Source organism: Rhizobium sp. 01L410, assembly GCF_056400165.1.
Window position 1 is genome coordinate 36,631 of sequence record NZ_JBFTST010000008.1, and the last position, 19,077, is coordinate 55,707.

At 61.4% G+C, this 19,077-nt stretch carries 17 protein-coding genes; 1 reads left to right on the forward strand and 16 read right to left on the reverse strand.

The features are described 5' to 3' along the window. Window positions 1–8 precede the first annotated feature (8 nt). The 13 genes from glmS to pcsA form a co-directional block, all read right to left on the reverse strand. Complete coding sequence (gene glmS, locus AC1DV9_RS18155; RefSeq protein ID WP_477949570.1) at window positions 9–1,835, reverse strand: glutamine--fructose-6-phosphate transaminase (isomerizing); 1,827 nt, start codon at window positions 1,833–1,835, stop codon at window positions 9–11. 100 nt (window positions 1,836–1,935) lie between these two features. Further along, window positions 1,936–3,297, reverse strand: a complete 1,362-nt coding sequence (glmU, locus tag AC1DV9_RS18160) for a bifunctional UDP-N-acetylglucosamine diphosphorylase/glucosamine-1-phosphate N-acetyltransferase GlmU (RefSeq protein ID WP_477949572.1) — start codon at window positions 3,295–3,297, stop codon at window positions 1,936–1,938. 92 nt (window positions 3,298–3,389) lie between these two features. After that, window positions 3,390–4,130, reverse strand: coding sequence for a FadR/GntR family transcriptional regulator (locus tag AC1DV9_RS18165; protein WP_405049648.1), 741 nt, complete (start codon window positions 4,128–4,130; stop codon window positions 3,390–3,392). Window positions 4,131–4,157: 27 nt separating this feature from the next. Next, complete coding sequence (yjfF, locus tag AC1DV9_RS18170; protein WP_112387418.1) at window positions 4,158–5,126, reverse strand: galactofuranose ABC transporter, permease protein YjfF; 969 nt, start codon at window positions 5,124–5,126, stop codon at window positions 4,158–4,160. Continuing rightward, window positions 5,123–6,133, reverse strand: a complete 1,011-nt coding sequence (locus AC1DV9_RS18175; RefSeq protein WP_477949574.1) for an ABC transporter permease — start codon at window positions 6,131–6,133, stop codon at window positions 5,123–5,125. The genes yjfF and AC1DV9_RS18175 overlap by 4 nt, the downstream gene beginning before the upstream one ends. After that, on the reverse strand, window positions 6,130–7,653 hold the full coding sequence (gene ytfR / locus AC1DV9_RS18180) for a galactofuranose ABC transporter, ATP-binding protein YtfR (RefSeq protein WP_477949576.1): 1,524 nt from the start codon (window positions 7,651–7,653) through the stop codon (window positions 6,130–6,132). Before ytfR ends, AC1DV9_RS18175 begins: the two co-directional genes overlap by 4 nt. Before the next feature lie 118 nt (window positions 7,654–7,771). Next, the gene (gene ytfQ, locus AC1DV9_RS18185; RefSeq protein ID WP_112387421.1) at window positions 7,772–8,734 is read right to left on the reverse strand and encodes a galactofuranose ABC transporter, galactofuranose-binding protein YtfQ; all 963 of its coding nucleotides are present in this window, start codon (window positions 8,732–8,734) and stop codon (window positions 7,772–7,774) included. Window positions 8,735–8,882: 148 nt separating this feature from the next. Continuing rightward, entirely contained in the window at window positions 8,883–9,953 is a 1,071-nt protein-coding gene (locus AC1DV9_RS18190; RefSeq protein ID WP_112443912.1) for a BMP family ABC transporter substrate-binding protein, read from the reverse strand. Window positions 9,954–10,009: 56 nt separating this feature from the next. Continuing rightward, entirely contained in the window at window positions 10,010–10,930 is a 921-nt protein-coding gene (locus tag AC1DV9_RS18195; protein ID WP_112387423.1) for an ABC transporter permease, read from the reverse strand. After that, window positions 10,927–12,012, reverse strand: a complete 1,086-nt coding sequence (locus AC1DV9_RS18200) for an ABC transporter permease (RefSeq protein WP_477949578.1) — start codon at window positions 12,010–12,012, stop codon at window positions 10,927–10,929. Before AC1DV9_RS18200 ends, AC1DV9_RS18195 begins: the two co-directional genes overlap by 4 nt. Then, on the reverse strand, window positions 12,002–13,576 hold the full coding sequence (locus AC1DV9_RS18205; protein ID WP_477949580.1) for an ABC transporter ATP-binding protein: 1,575 nt from the start codon (window positions 13,574–13,576) through the stop codon (window positions 12,002–12,004). Before AC1DV9_RS18205 ends, AC1DV9_RS18200 begins: the two co-directional genes overlap by 11 nt. 47 nt (window positions 13,577–13,623) lie before the next feature. Then, window positions 13,624–14,604 carry a quinone oxidoreductase family protein gene (locus AC1DV9_RS18210; protein WP_477949582.1) on the reverse strand — a complete coding sequence of 327 codons (981 nt, stop codon included), beginning with the start codon at window positions 14,602–14,604 and terminating at the stop codon, window positions 13,624–13,626. Window positions 14,605–14,615: 11 nt separating this feature from the next. After that, window positions 14,616–15,344, reverse strand: coding sequence for a phosphatidylcholine synthase (gene pcsA / locus AC1DV9_RS18215; RefSeq protein ID WP_112387426.1), 729 nt, complete (start codon window positions 15,342–15,344; stop codon window positions 14,616–14,618). A 245-nt stretch (window positions 15,345–15,589) separates the two neighbouring features. On the opposite strand from pcsA, the gene AC1DV9_RS18220 reads away from it, so the two are divergent. After that, on the forward strand, window positions 15,590–16,402 hold the full coding sequence (locus tag AC1DV9_RS18220; protein ID WP_112387494.1) for a ferredoxin--NADP reductase: 813 nt from the start codon (window positions 15,590–15,592) through the stop codon (window positions 16,400–16,402). 47 nt (window positions 16,403–16,449) lie between these two features. On the opposite strand, the gene AC1DV9_RS18225 is transcribed toward AC1DV9_RS18220, so the two are convergent. The 3 genes from AC1DV9_RS18225 to AC1DV9_RS18235 all read right to left on the reverse strand — a co-directional run bounded on the left by AC1DV9_RS18225 (window position 16,450) and on the right by AC1DV9_RS18235 (window position 19,073). Then, on the reverse strand, window positions 16,450–17,064 hold the full coding sequence (locus AC1DV9_RS18225; RefSeq protein WP_477949584.1) for a GntR family transcriptional regulator: 615 nt from the start codon (window positions 17,062–17,064) through the stop codon (window positions 16,450–16,452). Window positions 17,065–17,158: 94 nt separating this feature from the next. Next, on the reverse strand, window positions 17,159–18,367 hold the full coding sequence (locus AC1DV9_RS18230; RefSeq protein ID WP_477949586.1) for an ABC transporter permease: 1,209 nt from the start codon (window positions 18,365–18,367) through the stop codon (window positions 17,159–17,161). Further along, the gene (locus AC1DV9_RS18235; RefSeq protein WP_477949588.1) at window positions 18,357–19,073 is read right to left on the reverse strand and encodes an ABC transporter ATP-binding protein; all 717 of its coding nucleotides are present in this window, start codon (window positions 19,071–19,073) and stop codon (window positions 18,357–18,359) included. Before AC1DV9_RS18235 ends, AC1DV9_RS18230 begins: the two co-directional genes overlap by 11 nt. Window positions 19,074–19,077 lie beyond the last annotated feature (4 nt).

Here is a 19,077-nt window from a genome sequence, read left to right on the forward strand (position 1 = left end):
TTCGGGGTTCACTCCACCGTGACCGACTTGGCAAGGTTGCGCGGCTGATCGACATCGGTGCCCATGAAAACGGCGGTGTGATAGGCAAGCAGCTGGATCGGCAGCGAGAAGATCATCGGAGCGATGATCTCATCGACATTCGGCAGGGTGATGGTGGCCATGGTCGGCAGCTTCGAGGCGCCGGCACCGGCCTCGTCAGTGATGAAGATGATGCGGCCGCCGCGGGCTGCGACTTCCTGCATGTTGGAGACCGTCTTGTCGAAGAAGCGGTCATAAGGGGCGATGACGATGACCGGCATGTTCTCGTCGATCAGTGCGATCGGCCCATGCTTGAGCTCGCCGGCCGCATAGCCTTCGGCGTGGATATAAGAGATTTCCTTGAGCTTCAGCGCACCTTCCATGGCCAGCGGGAAGCTGGTGCCGCGGCCGAGATAGAGCACGTCGCGGCACTTGGACAGCTCGCGCGACAGGCTTTCCATCTGCGGCTGGATGAGGTTCAGCACGCGGCTCATGATGCGCGGCATCTCGGCCAGATGCTTGACGAGCTCCTTTTCGTCCTTGGCGGTCAGCGTGCCACGAGCCTTGGCGGCGCCGAGTGCCAGCGAGGCCAGCACGGCCAGCTGGCAGGTGAAGGCCTTGGTCGAGGCAACGCCGATTTCCGGACCGGCCATGATCGGGAAGACGGCATCGGATTCACGGGCGATCGTCGATTCCCGGACGTTCACGACGGCGCCGATCTTCAGGCCGTTTTCCTTGCAGTAGCGCAGCGATGCCAACGTATCGGCGGTCTCACCTGACTGCGAGATGAAGAGCGCGGCCTGTGTCGGTTGCAGCGGCATTTCGCGGTAGCGGAACTCCGAGGCGACGTCGATCTCGACGGGCAGGCGCGCATAGCGCTCGAACCAGTATTTGCCGACAAGGCCGGCAAGATAGGCCGTGCCGCAGGCGGAGATCGCCAGGCTGCTGACCGACTTGAAATCGATACCTGCGGCGTTGGCGCCGACAGTGTTGTCGGCGAAGTTTACGTAGTGGCTAAGCGCGTGGGAGATCACCTCCGGCTGCTCGTAGATTTCCTTCTCCATGAAGTGGCGGTGATTGCCCTTGTCGACGACATAGGCCGTCGCCTGGGAAATCTGGCGCGGGCGCTTTACGACGTTGCCGCTGAAATCGAGGATCGTCGCGCCTTCCCGGGTGATGACCGCGCAGTCGCCATCGACGAGATAGGTGATTTCATTGGTGAAGGGCGAGAGCGCAATGGCATCCGAGCCCAGGAACATCTCGTTCTTGCCATGGCCGATCGCCAGCGGCGGGCCGGAGCGGGCCGCCATGATGGTATTCGGATGATCCTTCAGCATGACGGCCAGCGCGAAGGCGCCGGTGACGCGGTTCAGCATCTTCAGGAGTGCCGCCTGCGGCTGCAGACCTTCGCGCAGATACTTCGCCATCAGGTGGGCGATGACCTCGGTATCGGTCTGGCTTTCGAAGACCGAACCTTCGGCGGTCAGGTGATCGCGAATTTCCGAGAAGTTTTCGATGATGCCGTTATGAACGACGGCGACGCCGCCGACGAAATGCGGATGGGCATTGGTTTCATTCGGAACCCCGTGCGTTGCCCAGCGGGTGTGAGCGATGCCAACAATGCCGTCGAGCGGCTCCGAATCAAGGCGTTTCTCGAGATTGAAAAGTTTGCCCTCGGCCCGGCGGCGATCCATCGCGCCGTCATGCACCGTGGCGACACCGGCCGAGTCATAGCCCCGGTATTCCAGGCGCTTCAGCGCATCGACCAAACGCCCGGCAACCGGCTTGCTACCGACGATCCCAACAATACCACACATGAAATTATCCCCAACCGCTTCGAAATAGTGACGCCACTCCTATCGATTTATTCTTATTTCTCAATCGGTCAGGCGGTCACTTTGGATTTCGGTGCGTAACTCAGCCCTTGGCCTTCTTCTGAGCCTTGATCGCCAGCGCCCGCTCGCGCAAAACCTTCGCACGCTCCGGCTTTATTTCCTGGCGCGCCCGGCCGAATGCAAGCGCTTCGTCAGGGACATCATCGGTGATGACGCTGCCGGACGCAATGTAGGCGCCATCCCCAATCTGGACAGGTGCAACCAGCGAACTGTTCGACCCAATGAAGGCGTTGGCACCGATCCTGGTCTCGTGCTTGTTCACCCCGTCGTAATTGCAGGTGATGGTCCCTGCCCCGATATTGGTGTGAGCGCCGACGACGGCGTCGCCGATATAAGTCAGATGGTTGACCTTGGCGCCCTCGGCGATCTTGCCATTCTTCACTTCGCAGAAATTGCCGACCTTCGAGCCTTCGCCGAGATCGGCGCCTGGGCGTAGGCGGGCAAAAGGGCCGACCGTGGCGCCGGCGCTGACATGGGCGCCCTCGATATGCGAGAAGGCATGAATGACGGCGCCGCTGTCGATCGTCACGCCGGGTCCGAAGATGACGTTCGGTTCGATCAACGCATCCTGACCGATCACAGTGTCATGCGACAGGAAGACGGTTTCAGGCGCGATCATCGATACGCCTGACAGCATCAGTTCGTGGCGGCGGCGCTCCTGCCAGAGGCGCTCGATGTTAGCGAGCTCGGCGCGGTTGTTGCAGCCGGTCATCTCGACTTCCGGCGCATCGACAGCCGTGACCCGGCCGCCCAGCGAACGGGCGATCTCGACGAGGTCGGTCAGATAGTATTCGCCCTTGGCATTGCTGTTGCCGATTCGGGAAAGCAGATCCAGCGCCTTGCGGCCGTTGATCGCCATCAGGCCGCTGTTGCACCAGTTGACGGTGCGCTCGGCATCTGTCGCGTCCTTCTCTTCGCGGATGGCAATGAGTTCGCCGTCCTTGACGAGCAGACGACCGTAGCCGGTCGGCTTGTCCGTATGGAAGCCGATGACGACGATGTCGCTGCCATCAGCAAGCCCCTGACGCGCCGCCTTCAGCGGTCCGTCGGTCTGCAGCGGAACATCGCCGTAGGTGACGAGGATGTCGTCATAGCCGCGGGCGATCGCCTCGCGGGCAGCGAGAACCGCATGACCGGTGCCAAGCCGCTCCTTTTGCAAATGCGCCTCGACGGCAACGCCGCTGACCGATGCGGCTTTTGCCACTTCGTCGGCATCGCGGCCAACGACAAGTGCCACTGAAGAAATGCCGGCCTTCGAGACCGCGTCAACTACATGGGCGATCATCGGCCGGTTGGCCACCGGATGCAGAACCTTCGACTTCGAAGACTTCATGCGGGTGCTGTCACCGGCGGCGAGGATGACGGCAAGGCAGGTGCGTTCCATGTGCAGGCTCCGGGAATCCGTTGTTCGGCGCTTTTGCTGTGACATAGCAGCAAGGCGATGCGGCGACAAAGATGAAAAATGGACTTGCGCCGCTAGGCCGAGGCGCGGCTCATCGTCAGGAAGGCTTCGTGGACGTGATCACGCCCATCGATGATGACGTCTTCCATCGCCTTGCGGGCACCGGCGACATCGCCGGCGGCGATCGCATCGACGATCCGCATATGGGTATCGGCGATATTCGAAAAGCCGTTCTGCGATGGCGGCGTGCTGATGCGGAACATGCCGACAAGGGCTGCTTCGATCAGGCTGCCGAGCGTGCGCATGAAGGGATTGTGCGAGGCATCGGCGACCGCCAGATGGAACCGGAGGTCGGCAAGCGCCAAGCTCTCGGTGGTGTGGCCGGGTTCGGCCATGACGAGAGCCAGTTCGCGCAGATGCGCGATATCATCGCCGGTGGCGCGCTCGGCGACGAGGCCAGCCGCGAAGGGCTCGAATGCCAGGCGGATATCGTAGAGCTGCAGCAGGAATTCTTCGGTGGCGCCGTTATCGAAGTGCCAGGCGATGATCTCGCTGTCGAACATGTTCCAGAGGTTCTTCTCCGTCACACGCGTTCCGACGCGCGCCTTGGCAACGACCATACCCTTGGCGGCAAGCGTCTTCATGGTTTCGCGAAGCACTGTGCGGGAAACCTTGAAGCGCTGGGCGAGCTCCACGTCACCGGGCAGGATCGAACCGACCGGATATGTTCCGGCGACCATGGCTCTGCCAAGCTCGTCCACGACCTGTGCGTGGCTTGTCCGTGTCTTCCGCCCCGTTCTGCGGGTATCAATCATTCTGTTGCGCAAGCAACACGTCCTCCGTCAGGCATACCTCTTGTTCAGGCTGGAAAGGAACAGAATGGCCTTCTGCATCAGAATGAATGCAAAGAGCAGAAGCCCGATCAAGATCTTCGTCCACCAGCTCGACAGGGTCCCGTCGAAGGTGATGTATGTCTGAATGAGCCCCTGTATCAGGAGACCGATGAAGGTCCCTGCTACAAATCCCGCACCCCCAGTCAGCAGCGTCCCTCCGATGACGACCGCTGCGATGGCATCGAGCTCGACGCCCACCGCTGCAAGGGAATAACCGGCTGACGTATAGAGCGAAAAAACGATTCCGGATAGGCCCGCCAGAAAGCCCGAAAGCGCGTAGATCTGGATGGTCGTCTTGGCGACCGGAACCCCCATCAGCTCGGCCGTCTGCACTCCGCCGCCAAGCGCATAGACGTTGGCGCCGAAGCGGGTGCGGTGGGCGATGACGATACCGGCGATGAAGACGATGAGCATGATGCCGCCGATCAGCGTCAGGCGGCCGCCGCCCGGAAGGCGGTAGTAGATGCTTGTGAGCGTAGAATAGTAGTCATGCTCGATCGGGATGCTGTCGATCGACAGCACGTAAGACATGCCGCGCGCCAGGAACATGCCGGCGAGCGTGACGATGAAGGGCGGCATCTTCAGATAATGGATCACCGCCCCCATCAGCCCACCGAAGACGGTGGTGATGACAAGCACCAGCACGAAGGCGAGCAGCGGGTGGATGGAGGTGTCACGCAGAATGACGGCCAGGAAGACGCCGGTGAAGGCGATGACCGAACCGATCGACAGATCGATACCGCCGGAAATGATGACGAAGGTCATGCCGACGGCGGCGATGCCGAGAAAGGCGTTGTCGGTGAGCAGGTTTCCGGCAACGCGCGTCGACAGCATGTTGGGGTACTGCAGCGCGCAGGCCGCATAGGCCAGGATGAAGATGACGATGGTCGCGAGCAGCGGCAGGTATCGGGAATTCATTTCGGCTGCTCCGCTCTGGACTTGCGGCTGAAGAAGACGGCGGCAGACTGCAGTGCCGGCGACTGTATGATCAGGATCACCAGGATGATCACCGCCTTGATGATGAGGTTGAATTCCGGCGGGAAGCCCGACAGGAGGATGCCTGTGTTGACTGACTGGATGATCATCGCGCCGATCAGCGAACCGAGAATGCTGAACCGTCCGCCGAGCAGCGAGTTGCCACCGACGACGACAGCCAGGATGGCGTCGAGCTCCAGCCACAGCCCGGCATTGTTGGCATCCGCGCCCTTGATATCGGCGGCGACGATGATCCCGGCGATGGCTGCGCAAAGGCCGCTCAGCATATAGACGGCCATCAGCAAAACAGGCGTGCGAACGCCAGAAAGCGTGCTGGCTCTGCGGTTTATGCCGACTGCTTCAACCAGCATGCCAAGAGCGGTGCGGCGCACCAGCGCGATAACGATCGCTCCGGCCACCAGCCAGATGACGACGGGCATCGGCAGGAAAGCGAACGAGCCGCTGCCGAAGAAGATCAGGCCGGGATCGTTGAAGGTCATGATCACGCCTTCGGTGATCAGCTGGGCGATGCCGCGGCCGGCGACCATCAGCACCAGCGTGGCGATGATCGGCTGGATATTGAGGACGGCAACCAGGAAGCCATTCCACACGCCGCAGAGCAGACCGACGATCAGCGTTGCGATCAGCGTATAGCCGAGCGAGTTTCCTGAGACGATCGAGGAAGCCGCGACCGCGCCGCAGATGGCGATGACGGCACCGACCGAGAGGTCGATCCCCTTGGTGGCGATCACGAGCGTCATGCCGATCGCCAGCAGCGCCACCGGCGCGCCGCGGTTCAGCACGTCGATCAGACTGCCATAAAGGCGGTCATTTTGAATAACGACATTAAAAAATTGCGGGAACATGATGAAATTCAACAAAAGAATGACAGCAAGCGCAATCAATTGCGGCGCCAGGCGTATGGCAAGCGCCTTCAGCGAGGAACTCATGCATCCTCCGTTTTCTTGTCAGCCGCAGCAATGGCATCGACGATGCCGGATGCGGTTATGCGGTCTCCCGTCAGCTCGGCAATATGCTCGCGGTCACGCAGGACGATGACGCGCGAACTGTAGGCGACGAGTTCTTCCAGTTCGGATGAAATGACGATCAGCGACATGCCCTTGGCACAGAGCTCTTCGATCAGCCGGATGATCTCGGCATGGGCGCCGACATCGATACCGCGCGTCGGCTCGTCGAGAATCAGGAAGTCCGGATTGGTGGCCAGCCAGCGCGCCAGAATGGCCTTCTGCTGGTTGCCCCCCGACAGCAGCCGGATCGGCTTCTCACGGTCCGTGGTGCGGATATCCAGCGCCTTGATATATTGGTCGGCCAGCGCATTCTGCTCGCTGCGGGAGAGCGGCCTCGCCCAGCCGCGGCGGGCCTGGAGCGCCAGGGCGATATTCTCGCGGATCGACAGGTCGCCGATGATGCCATCGGTCTTGCGATCTTCCGGGCAGAAGCCGAAGCCATGGCGGATCGCCGCCCTTGGATTGGCCAGCGCCACCGGCTTGCCGTCAACTTCGGCCTTGCCGCTATCGGCATTCTCGATGCCGAAGAGCAATTCCGCAGTCTCGGTGCGGCCGGATCCAAGCAGGCCCGCGATGCCAACGACTTCGCCGACGCGGACATCGAGGTCGAAGGGCTTCACCTTGCCGCGCTTGCCATAGCCTTCGAAGCGGTATTTGACGGCGCCGGCGGCAATGCTGCGCTCCTTGGCGGCCTCTTCGGCATGGGCCAGTTCGCGGCCGAGCATCATCGAGATCAGACCCTGTCGCGGTAGCTCCGCCTTGTCGCGGGTGCCGACCAGCTTGCCGTTGCGCAGCACGGTTATGCGATCGCTGATCTCATAGACCTGCTCGAGGAAGTGCGTAATGAAAACAATACCTAGTCCCCGCTCCTTCAAGTTCCTGATGATGCCGAAGAGCATCGCCACCTCTTGGGTGTCCAGGCTGGCGGTCGGCTCGTCGAGGATCAAGACCTTGCCGGACAGGTCGACGGCACGGGCAATGGCGATCACCTGCTGCACGGCGACCGAGAAGCGATCGAGCTGCGCGGTGACGTCAATGGTAAGACCGTATTGTGCCAGCAGGTCGCGCGCCTGCCGGTTCATGGCGCGGATATCCAGCATGCCGAAGCGGCGCGGTTGGCGCCCGAGAAACAGGTTCTCCGCGACGCTGAGATTGGCGAGGAGGTTGACCTCCTGATAGACAGTGCCGATGCCGAGCTTCTGGGCTGCCAGCGTATCGGCAGGATCGATATGGTTGCCATCGAGCGTCAGCGTGCCTTCGTCGCGGCGATAGGCGCCCGTCATGCATTTGATCAGCGTCGACTTGCCTGCCCCGTTTTCGCCGAGCAGCGCATGCACTTCGCCCTTGCGCAGCGTGAAATCAACCTTGTCCAGCGCCACCGCGCCGGGGAAGAATTTCGATATGCCTGACGCGACGAGGACGTTCTCGAAATCGTGAATCATGGTCCGGTCTTTTCCTGATATTCAGCCGTCTTGCCGTTGCAGGCGCGGGACATGATGTCCCGCGTGCAGAGGCAGGTCCGCACCGGCCCATGATGGGCCGGTGCGGGTTCAGTGCCGATCAGTAACCGAGACCCTTCTTGGACTCGTAGACCTTCTTCGGATCGTCAGCCTGGGTGTAGAGCTTCGATTCCGTCTGGATCCACTTCGGCGGCGCTTTCTTGTCCTTCAGGTAGGCGTCAAGCGCGTCGAAGGCCGGGCCTGCCATATTCGGCGTCAGCTCGACGGTCGCGTTGGCTTCACCTGCGGCCATCGCCGTGAAGATATCCGGAACCGAGTCGATCGAGACGACGAGGATGTCCTTGCCCGGCTTCAGGCCGGCTTCCTTGATCGCCTGGATGCCGCCAACGGCCATGTCGTCGTTATGGGCGTAGAGGGCGCAGATATCCTTGCCGCCATTCTCCGCCTTCAGGAAGCTTTCCATGACTTCCTTGCCCTTGGCACGGGTGAAGTCACCCGTCTGGCTGCGGACGATCTTGAAGTTCTTGTGGCCGGCAATGGCTTCCTCGAAGCCCTTCTTGCGGGCGATCGCCGGCGAGGAGCCGGTGGTGCCCTGAAGCTCGACGACGTTGCACTTCTTGTCGCCGACATTCTTGACGAGCCAGTCGCCGGCAACCTTGCCTTCGTGGATCTGATCGGAGGTGACGGCCGTCAGATAGAGATCATCCGGCGCCTTGATGGTGCGGTCGAGAAGGATGACCGGGATTTCGGCTTCCTTGGCTTCCTTCAGGACGTCGTCCCAGCCGGTTTCAACAACCGGTGCGAGAAGGATGGCGTTGACGCCCTGTGCGATGAAGGAGCGGATCGCCTTGATCTGGTTTTCCTGCTTCTGCTGAGCATCGGAGAACTTCAGGTCGATGCCGCGCTTCTCGGCTTCCTGCTTGGTGACGGTCGTCTCCGCCGCACGCCAGCCCGACTCCGAGCCGATCTGCGAAAAGCCGACGACGAGCTGGGCCGCGTTGGCCGAACCGAACATGCAGGCAGCCAGAACCGTGGCACTCAAAAGTGCAGTTTTCAATTTCATGATTGTCTCTCCCAATTGCCGCTCCTCGCGGCAGGCTCAAAAAATCATATAGTATTACTTTTGTAAATGGACATTTTAGCATGCGCTGCAGCAAAAAAGGCGCCCCTTTCGGAGCGCCTTTCGCAATCGCAAAAGTTGCGGTCAGATATTATTGCGGCAGCTTGTCGTCGACGCCTTCGACATAGAAGTTCATGCCGAGCAGCGTGCCGTCGTCAGCCTTTTCGCCAGCCTTGAGCCACGGCGTACCGTCCTGCTTGTTGATCGGGCCAGTGAAGGGATGCAGCTCGCCGGACTTGATCTTGGCTTCGGTTTCCTCGGCCATCTTCTTCACGTCATCCGGCATGTTCGTGTAGGGCGCCATCTTCAGGATGTTATCCTTCAGGCCATCCCAGCTCTGCTCGGACTTCCAGGTGCCGTCGAGCAGCGCGTGCACGCGCTTGGAGTAGTAGTTGCCCCAGGTATCGACGATTGCCGTCAGCTGAGCCTTGGGGCCGGCTGCGATCATGTCGGATGCCTGACCGAAAGCGTGGATGCCGCGCTCTTCGGCAACCTGCATCGGCGCGGTCGTGTCGGTGTGCTGGGTCAGAACATCGACGCCCTGGTCGATCATCGCCTTGGCAGCGTCGGCTTCCTTGCCCGGGTCGAACCAGGTGTTCACCCAGATGACCTTGAGCTTGAAGCTCGGATCGACGGACTTCGCGCCCTGCTCGAACGCGTTGATACCCATCACGACTTCAGGGATCGGGAAGGAGGCGATGTAGGCTGCGCCGTGCTTCTTCGATGTCTTGGCGGCGATCTGGCCGAGGATATAGCGGCCTTCATAGAAGCGCGAGTTGTAGGTCGCGAGATTCGGGCCGGACTTGTAGCCAGTACCGTGCTCGAACTTCACATCCGGGAACTTGGCAGCAACCTTGACGGTCGCATCCATGAAGCCGAACGAGGTGGTGAAGATCAGCTTGCAGCCCGAACGGGCGAGACGCTCGATGGCGCGCTCGGCATCCGGACCTTCCGGAACGTTTTCGAGGTAGGGCGTGTCGATCTTGTCGCCGAATTCCTTCTGGATCTGCTGGCGGCCGAGATCATGTGCCTGCGAGTAGCCGCCGTCGGTATGCGAACCGACATAGACGAAGCAGATCTTGGTCTTGTCCGCAGCCTGAGCCGAGCCGACGCTGATCAGCGCGGCAGCGGAAGCGGCGAGTGCGAGTGCTATTTTCTTCATGGTGACCCCTGTTGGTTTTGAAGAGATTTCCGGAAACCCGTCTGATTCTTGTTCTTCTATCGCTCCGGTACGAAGGCTTTGCCAAGCGACGCGGGCGTGTTGATCAACGTCGTGCGCCGATTATGAGAAATGATGATGAGAACCACAATAGTGGCCGCATAGGGCAGCATCGACAGGAACTGCGCCGGGATACCAATGCCGAAGGCCTGGGCATGCAGCTGCAGGATCGTCACGGCGCCGAAGAGATAACCGCCGGCAAAGACGCGCAGCGGCCGCCAGGAGGCAAAGACGACCAGCGCCAGCGTGATCCAGCCGCGCCCGGATGACATGTTCTCCACCCATTGCGGCGTATAGACCAGCGACAGCTGAGCACCGGCCAGACCGGCGCAGGCGCCGCCGAAGATGACGGCGAGATAACGGGTTCTGATGACATTGATGCCGAGTGCATGGGCCGAGGCGTGATTATCGCCGATGGCGCGCAGCTTCAGCCCGGCACGGCTGCGGAACAGGAACCAGCTGACACCGATCAGCAGTGCGATCGACAGGTAGAAAGTCAGGTCCTGGCGGAAGAGCACCGAGCCGATCACCGGAATGTCAGACAGGAACGGGAACACGATCGGGCTCAGCCGGATACCGGGGACGCTGACGAAGGATTCGCCGAGCATGCCTGAAACACCGAGGCCGAGGATGGTCAGCGCCAGACCTGTCGCGACCTGGTTGGCGACCAGCGTCAGCGTCAAGAAGCCGAAGAGCAACGAGAACAGCGCACCGGCGGCGATGCCGCAGATCAGGCCGATATAGGGTGAACCGCTCAACTGCGCGCCGGCAAAGGCTGCGACGGCACCCATGATCATCATGCCCTCGACGCCGAGGTTCAGAACACCGGAACGCTCCGCCACCAGTTCGCCGAGTGCCGCGATGACGAGCGGTGTGGAGGCGGTGATGACGGTGAGAAGAATGGCTTCGAAGATGCTCATGCCGCACCTCCCCGGACCCGCGACCAGATAATGCGGATCTTGTAGTAGATGAGCGTGTCGCAGGAGAGCACGAAGAACAGCAGCAGCCCCTGGAAGACGCGCGTCACCTTGTCGGAAACGCCGATCGAGAGCTGCGCCGCCTCGCCGCCGAGATAGGTCAGCGCCAGCACCAGGCCCGAGAGAATGATGCCGAGCGGGTTCAGTCGCCCGAGGAAGGCGACGATGATTGCGGTGAAGCCATAGCCCGGCGATATCGCCGGCTGCAGATGCCCGATCGAGCCGGAGACTTCCGAAATACCGGCAAGCCCCGCAAGCGCACCGGAGAACAGGAAGCCGAACCAGATCATCCGCTTCGACGAGAACCCTGCAAAGCGCCCTGCCCGTTCCGACTGGCCGAGGACGACGACCTCGAAGCCCTTCAGCGTGTATTTCATCATGAACCAGACGAGGATCGCGGCCACGATCGCGAAGATGAAGGCCCAGTGGGCGCGGCCGGATTCTTCCCATATCGCGGGAAGCGTCGCCTCCGGCGGAAAGCTGACGCTCTCAGGGAAGTTGAAGCCCTGCGGATTGCGCCAGCGGCCGCGGATCAACCAGTCGAGGAACAGCTGGGCGATATAGACCAGCATCAGCGACGTCAGGATTTCGTTGGTATTAAAATGCGCCTTCAGCAGCGCCGGGATCGCGGCAAACAGCGCGCCGCCGATCGCGCCCATGATCAGCATCAGCGGCAGAACCATCGGCGAATGCCATTCGGTGAAAACGATCGGCAGAATCGAGCCGGTGATGGCGCCGACCGTGAACTGACCTTCGGCACCGATGTTCCAATTGTTGGAGCGATAACAGACCGACAGGCCGACGGCGATCAGGATCAGCGGTGCGGCCTTGATCGCCAGTTCGTGCAGCGACCAGACCTCGAGCAGCGGCTCGATGAAGAAGGCGTCGAGCGCCTGGATCGGATCCTTTCCGAGGATCGCGAACATGATCGCACCGGCAATCAGCGTAAGTGTCAAAGCCAGCAGCGGCGAGACGAAGGCGTAGAGCTTCGAGACCTGCGGGCGCTTTTCGAGTTCAATGCGCATGTGCGGCCTCCGCAGCGGACTTGCTGTCGTGCAGGCCGCCCATCAGCAGGCCGATCTTTTCGCGCGTTAATTCACCGGCAGGGAAAGGCGGCGACAGCCGTCCCTCGGAGATGACAGCGATCTCGGTTGCCACCTCGAAGATTTCGTCGAGATCCTGGCTGATGACGATCACGGCCGAACCTGCACGCGCCAGATCGACCAGCGCCTGGCGGATGCGGCTTGCCGCACCGGCATCGACGCCCCAGGTCGGCTGGTTGACGACGAGGACGGCCGGCTGACGGTCGAGTTCGCGGCCGACGATGAATTTCTGCAAATTGCCGCCTGAGAGCGATCCGGCTGCGGGATCCTCACCGCTCTTGCGCACGTCCATCGCTTCGGAGATCCGGCGCGCGGCATTCTTGACGGCACCATGGCGGATGACGCCGAGAAAGCCGCCGCCAAGGAACGACTTGCGGTCGGACTGGCAGCGCGCCAGGACGAGATTGTCGGAAAGCTTCATGGCGGAGACAGCCGCGTGGCCGTGGCGTTCCTCGGGAACGAAGCCTGCGCCCAGCAGGCGGCGCGCGGTGATCCCCACGTTGCCGACGGGCTTGCTGCGGATGACGACGGCGGATGGCTCGGAGACCGGGTACTCGCCCGACAGCGCATCGAAGAGCTCGCCCTGGCCATTTCCGGCAACACCGGCGATCGCGAGGATTTCACCGGAACGCACCGCAAGCGAGACATCCCTTAGCGGCATCGCGAAAGGCGTGCGCGCGGCGACAGACAGGCTGGTGACGGCAAGCTGCACCTCGCCCTTATTGCCGCGATCGGGATGGGTGACGGCTGCGACATCGCTGCCGACCATCATGCGGGCAAGCGATGCCGGCGTCTCCTGCTTCGGATCGCAAGCGCCGGTGACCTTGCCGTGGCGCAGGACGGTGGCGCGATCACAGATGCGCTGCACTTCCTCGAGACGATGGCTGATATAGAGAACCGACCGGCCCTCGGCCTTAAGCTTGAAAAGCGTTTCGAACAGCTTGTCGGCTTCCTGCGGCGTCAGCACCGATGTCGGTTCGTCGAGTATGATCAGCTTGGGGTTCTGCAGCAATGCGCGGACGATCTCGATACGCTGGCGCTCGCCGACCGAGAGATCGGCAACATGGGCATGCGGATCGAGCGGCAGACCGTAAGCTGCCGACAGCGTGCGCGCCTCTTCGGCGATCTTGCCGATCGGAATGGTGTCAGCGAGGGAAAGCGCAATGTTTTCGGCAACAGTCAGCGCCTCGAATAGCGAGAAGTGCTGAAAGACCATGCCGATGCCGAGATTGCGGGCTTCGCCGGGGGAGCCAATCGAGACAGGCTTGCCTTGCCAGAGGATGTGACCTGCCGTCGGCTCCAGGACGCCGAACAGCATTTTCACCAGGGTCGATTTTCCCGCACCGTTTTCCCCAAGCAGAGCATGGATTTCGCCGGGCGCAATATCGAGGTCGATTTCATTGCAGGCAGCAAAACTGCCGAAATGCTTGGTCAGCTTCTGGACCGACAGTAACGCACCAGACGACGGCGCATTGGATGACGACACGTTCCCCTCATTTCTCTCTGCCGATCCGTCCTTTTTGCACGGAATCCCTATGGGATCAGCAGCGTAGTTCCAGTCGTTTTTCTTGTTTCCAGATCCGCGTGAGCCCGTCCCACCTCACGCAACGGATAGGTTTGATTGATATTGATACGCACTTTGTTGCTCAGCACAACAGCAAATAGCGCGTTTGCACAATCCTTAAGCTCCTGCGGTGTCGCAATATAGCTGAAGAGCGTCGGCCGGGTGGCGTAGAGCGAGCCCCGTTGCGCCAGCGCCGACATGGTGAAGTTCTCGATGGCGCCCGAGGACTGGCCGAAGGAAACGAACAGGCCGCGCGGCTTCAGGCAGTCGAGCGATTGCGGGAAGGTGTCGCGGCCGATGGAGTCATAGACGACGTCAACGCCCTTGCCCGCGGTGATTTCCTTCACGCGGTCGAGGAAGTTTCCGGACTTGTAGTTGATGACGTGGTCATAGCCGTATTCCAGCGCCAGCTTGACCTTGTCGTCGGAACCGGCCGTGCCGATGACCGTTGCGCCAAGCGCCCTCGCCCACTGCCCGGCAATCAGACCGACGCCGCCGGCAGCAGCGTGAAACAGCAGCACTGTTTCAGGGCCGACCTTGAAGGTTCGGTTCAGGAGATACTCGGCGGTCATGCCCTTCAGCATCATCGCCGCCGCGGTCTCCAGGCTGACACCGTCGGGAACCTTGACGAGATGCTTCGTCTCGACATTGCGCTCGACGCTATAAGCGCCGTCCGCGCCGGCATAGGCAACGCGGTCGCCGACGGCAAAATCGGTGACACCGGGCCCGACCGCTGTGATCGTTCCTGCGGCTTCCTTGCCGGTAACGAAGGGCAGATGCGGCGCCTTGTAGGTGCCATCGCGGAAATAGACGTCGATGAAATTCAGGCCGATTGCGGCATGCTTCAACTGCACTTCACCTGCAGATGGCGGCGGCAGATCGACATCGACATATTCCAGAACCTCTGGTCCGCCGTTGCGGCTGAATGCGACTGCCTTCGTCTGTGCCATCGTGCCTGTCCTTATGCCGATTTTCCGAGCGCCGGGAAAAACTGCAGCACGGCGCCGATGCAATAGAGATAGATACCGCTGATGATGAAGAGAACAACAGCCCAGTGCGGAATGCTGAAATGCATCAGCAGCGCATAGATGCCGATCGCCGACCAGAGGAAGAAGACGCCGAGATTGAGCGGCCGCAGCCGCTTGACGCGGACCGGGTGCAGGAAGTTGATCGGCAGGAAGGTCAGGACCACAGATACGGTGACGACGATCATCGCGGTCAAGGCGCTGGCATCCATGACGAACAATGTGAAGACGATCATGTTCCAGACGACAGGGAATCCGGAGAAGAAATACTCCTCCGTCTTCATGCCCATGTCGGCATAATAGATGGCGCTGGAGACGACGATCATGCCGGCCGCGGCGAAGGACCAGGGCTCACCGATCATGCCGCTCTGATAGAGCGCAAAGGCTGGCAGCAGCACATAGGTGACATAGTCTATGATGTTGTCGAGCGTATCGCCAGACCAGTTGGGCAGCACTTCCTTGACGCGGACCTTGCGGGCGATCGGGCCGTCAATGCCATCGACGAGCAGTGCCAGACCCAGCCACCAGAACATATCGATGAAGCGATGCTCGGCAGCGGCGACGACACCGAGAAAAGCCAGAAACGAGCCGGAAGCCGTCAGAATATGGACGGAAAAGGCGCGCATTTCCGCATAGGGCACGCGCTTGTAATTGAAAATCTTCATGTTTCCCCGTACCGCCTGCCGCCCCCATTACTACCGGGCGCGTTTTGGCCCTAATATGCATCCTTTGCCCCGCTCCGCCAGATCAAAAGCGAAAAGAGCCCACAGGGCATTGAATCATGAGAATGACATGCATATTTCGCGGCTGGCACGCGGCAGAGAATGGATTGCCTTTAATTTGCGGTGGTTTTGTAATATCAGCCTCGCAATAGAATTATCGTGCGATGAATACGGGATCCGATACCGAAATGAACGCCCCTGCAAAGACCGAAGACTTCGCCTCCTCCATTCCGGCAAACGTCTATGCCGAAACGGTGCTGAGCGTCACGCATTATACCGACCGGCTGTTCCGCTTCACGATGACCCGGCCGCAGGGCTTCCGTTTCCGCTCCGGCGAGTTTGCGATGATCGGCCTGATGGTCGAAGGCAAGCCGGTGTTCCGCGCCTATTCGATCGCCAGCCCCGCCTGGGCCGAAGAACTCGAATTCTTCTCGATCAAGGTTCCCGATGGTCCGCTGACCTCGCATCTGCAGGGCATCAAGCCCGGCGACCAGGTGCTGATGCGCAAGAAGCCGACCGGTACGCTGGTTCTCGATGCGCTGACCCCCGGCAAGCGTCTCTACATGTTCTCGACCGGCACCGGCATTGCGCCCTTCGCCAGCCTGATTCGCGATCCCGAGACCTATGAGAAGTTCGAGGAAGTCATCCTCACCCACACGACCCGCGACGTCGCCGAACTGAAATACGGCTTCGACCTCGTTGACGAGATCCGCAATGACGAGCTGCTCAGCGAAGTCGTCGGCGACAAGCTGCGCCACTACGCGACCGTCACCCGCGAAGATTTCGAACGCACCGGCCGCATCACCGACCTGATTGAATCCGGCAAGCTGTTCACCGATCTCGGTATCCCGCCGATCGACCCGGCCATCGACCGCGGCATGATCTGCGGCTCCTCGGCGATGCTGAAGGACACCAAGGAACTGCTGGAAAAGGCAGGCCTCGAAGAAGGCGCCAACAGCAAGCCGGCAGAATTCGTCATCGAGCGCGCCTTCGTCGGCTGACACGCCCCATCAGATTGTTTCGAACGGCTCCGGAAACGGCGCCGTTTTCATTTCTGGCTCAGATAGTCGATCAGCACCACCATGGTGTCGCGCGCCTCATCGGTGCGCGCCTCGCGGATCGCCTCAATCGTGGCGGCATGCAGAGCGATGGAACGCTCCATGCGCGACGGATTGGCCGTCGAGTACCAGATCCGGCGCGAATGCGTCTGTACCGGGCCGAGCGCCGCGGTGATGAACTGGTTCGGACAGGCCTCCTCGAGGATTTCGTCGAAAGCCTTGTCGGCAGCGAAAAAGGCGGCGAGATCGCCGCTATCTGCGCAGGCCCGCATGGCGCTCTCGCACGCCGCCAGAGCAATTCGATGGTCGTCACCGGCATGTTCGGCGACGAGGGAGGCAGCAATCGGCTCCAGTTCGCGGCGCACCTGCATGACGCTTGCATGATCACCCGGCGCGATCTCGGCGATCTGCAAACCGACACGCGGGCGCACCACGATCAGGCCCTGCCAGGCAAGCTTCTGGATCGCCTCGCGAACCGGGGTACGACCGTGGCCGGTCATGTCGATCAGCTGCCGTTCCGTCACCAGAGCACCCGGCTTCAGCGCAAGCGTGACGATCGCGTGCTCCAGCGCCAGATAGGATTGGTGGCTTTGCGAGTTCTGCATCAGGCGATCCGCCGCAAGTTACTGATATATCATCCCTTGCATGCCTTTCGGGCGATGACAAGATCACAGATGCGAACGGCAAATCAAAGACACCTCACTCGTGACGAAGCGCCTCGATCGGGTTCAGCTGCGCGGCGCGGCGGGCTGGGAAATATCCGAAGATCATGCCGATCGCCGCCGAGAAGGCAAAGGCGACGCCGATCATCAGCGGGCTGACGACGAAGGGAACCTTGAGTAGGGTCACCGAAACGAAGCCGATCCCCATGCCGAGCACGATGCCAGTGATGCCGCCGAAGAGCGACAGCGCCACCGCCTCGACGAGGAACTGCATCAGCACCTGCGTTTCCAGCGCGCCGATCGCCAGGCGAATGCCGATCTCGCGGGTCCTCTCGGTGACCGAAACAAGCATGATGTTCATGATGCCGATGCCGCCGACGAGCAGGCTGATGGCCGCGACCGCGCCGAGCAGGCCGGTCAGCAGCGTGGTCGTGCCGGTCATCGCCTCGGCGATCTGCGTCATGTCGTTGACGTTGAAATCGTCCTCGCGGCCAGGAATGATCTTGCGCCGCTCACGCAGCAGGTTCTCCGTCTCGTCCTGGATCTTCGATGTCGCAACGCCGTCTCGGGCCGAGATGACGATCATCTGCACGTTGGCGTTGGCCTTGCCGCCGATGCGGCGCTGGTAGACCTTCACCGGCATGATGACGACATCATCCTGGTCGTTGCCCATGCCCGACTGGCCACGCTTGGCGAGAACGCCGATGACGCTGCAGGAGACCTTGCCGACGCGGATCTGCTGGCCGGTCGGATCGGCGGCTCCGAAGAGCTGCGAGCGTACGGTCTCGCCGACAATGCAGCGCGCCCTGCCGCGTTCCTCCGCGGCATCGAACGTGCGGCCAAGGGCCATGTCCCAATCCTGCGCCACGAAATAGTCGTTGGTCGTCCCCATGACGCTGGTCGAATGGCTCTGGCCACCATATATGACCGTCGCCGTCGTCTGGTTGAGCGGGGCAACAGCGCGCAGACCGCCGACCTGATCGCGGATCGCCTCGACGTCCTTGACCGTGAAGCGGCGCGCTTCGGCACTCGCACGTCCGGGACCGAACTGGCCGGGCCTTGCGAACAGCATGTTGGTGCCGAGGCGCTGCAATTCAGTGGTGACCTGGGCCGTCGTACCGTTGCCGATCGTCACGAGAGCGATGACGGCGGCAACGCCGATGACCACGCCGAGCACCGTCAGGAATGATCGCAGCATGTTGCGGGTGATGGCCCGCAGGGCAAGTTTCAGCGTCTCAAGAAACATGGCCCGCCCTCGCCTGGTGCACCGTTTCGGTTTCGAGCTTGCCATCGACGAACCGCAGCAGCCGCTGAGCATAGGCGGCGATATCCGGCTCGTGCGTGACCATGACGATGGTGATCCCCTGTTCCCGGTTCAGCCGGGTCATCAGGTCCATGATTTCGACGCTGGTCCTGGTGTCGAGATTGCCAGTCGGTTCGTCGGCGAGCAGCAGCGCCGGCTCGGTGACGATGGCGCGGGCGATGGCGACGCGCTGCTGCTGGCCGCCGGAGAGTTCCTGCGTCTTGTGGTTTTCGCGGCCAGACAGGCCGACCAGCTTCAACGCCTCCCTGGCACGCTCGTGCCGTTCGCCGGCCGCCATGCCGCGATAGATCAGCGGCAGCTCGACATTCTCGACAGCTGATGTGCGCGACAGCAGGTTGAAGCCCTGGAAGACGAAGCCCAGCATGTGGCGCCGCAACAGGGTCAGCTGGCTGCGATCGAACCCGCCGGTGGAGATGCCCTGAAAGACATAGTCGCCCGATGTCGGCACATCGAGGCAGCCGAGGATATTCATCGCCGTCGATTTGCCGGAGCCCGAGGGGCCCATGATGGCGACGAACTCATGGGCATTGATCATCATGTCGACATGGTCGAGCGCGCGGATTGCCGCCTCGCCCTCGCCGTAGACTTTCGAGACCTGCTTGAATTCCAGAAGCGGCGGATTGCTCATCGCT

What these genes read in the sequence shown, in the direction of transcription:
- glmS (WP_477949570.1), bottom strand. Translation starts at nt 1,835, where the DNA reads ATGTGTGGTATTGTTGGGATCGTCGGTAGCAAGCCGGTTGCCGGGCGT.
- glmU (WP_477949572.1), bottom strand. Translation starts at nt 3,297, where the DNA reads ATGGAACGCACCTGCCTTGCCGTCATCCTCGCCGCCGGTGACAGCACC.
- AC1DV9_RS18165 (WP_405049648.1), bottom strand. Translation starts at nt 4,130, where the DNA reads ATGATTGATACCCGCAGAACGGGGCGGAAGACACGGACAAGCCACGCA.
- yjfF (WP_112387418.1), bottom strand. Translation starts at nt 5,126, where the DNA reads ATGAATTCCCGATACCTGCCGCTGCTCGCGACCATCGTCATCTTCATC.
- AC1DV9_RS18175 (WP_477949574.1), bottom strand. Translation starts at nt 6,133, where the DNA reads ATGAGTTCCTCGCTGAAGGCGCTTGCCATACGCCTGGCGCCGCAATTG.
- ytfR (WP_477949576.1), bottom strand. Translation starts at nt 7,653, where the DNA reads ATGATTCACGATTTCGAGAACGTCCTCGTCGCGTCAGGCATATCGAAA.
- ytfQ (WP_112387421.1), bottom strand. Translation starts at nt 8,734, where the DNA reads ATGAAATTGAAAACTGCACTTTTGAGTGCCACGGTTCTGGCTGCCTGC.
- AC1DV9_RS18190 (WP_112443912.1), bottom strand. Translation starts at nt 9,953, where the DNA reads ATGAAGAAAATAGCACTCGCACTCGCCGCTTCCGCTGCCGCGCTGATC.
- AC1DV9_RS18195 (WP_112387423.1), bottom strand. Translation starts at nt 10,930, where the DNA reads ATGAGCATCTTCGAAGCCATTCTTCTCACCGTCATCACCGCCTCCACA.
- AC1DV9_RS18200 (WP_477949578.1), bottom strand. Translation starts at nt 12,012, where the DNA reads ATGCGCATTGAACTCGAAAAGCGCCCGCAGGTCTCGAAGCTCTACGCC.
- AC1DV9_RS18210 (WP_477949582.1), bottom strand. Translation starts at nt 14,604, where the DNA reads ATGGCACAGACGAAGGCAGTCGCATTCAGCCGCAACGGCGGACCAGAG.
- pcsA (WP_112387426.1), bottom strand. Translation starts at nt 15,344, where the DNA reads ATGAAGATTTTCAATTACAAGCGCGTGCCCTATGCGGAAATGCGCGCC.
- AC1DV9_RS18220 (WP_112387494.1), top strand. Translation starts at nt 15,590, where the DNA reads ATGAACGCCCCTGCAAAGACCGAAGACTTCGCCTCCTCCATTCCGGCA.
- AC1DV9_RS18225 (WP_477949584.1), bottom strand. Translation starts at nt 17,064, where the DNA reads ATGCAGAACTCGCAAAGCCACCAATCCTATCTGGCGCTGGAGCACGCG.
- AC1DV9_RS18230 (WP_477949586.1), bottom strand. Translation starts at nt 18,367, where the DNA reads ATGTTTCTTGAGACGCTGAAACTTGCCCTGCGGGCCATCACCCGCAAC.
- AC1DV9_RS18235 (WP_477949588.1), bottom strand. Translation starts at nt 19,073, where the DNA reads ATGAGCAATCCGCCGCTTCTGGAATTCAAGCAGGTCTCGAAAGTCTAC.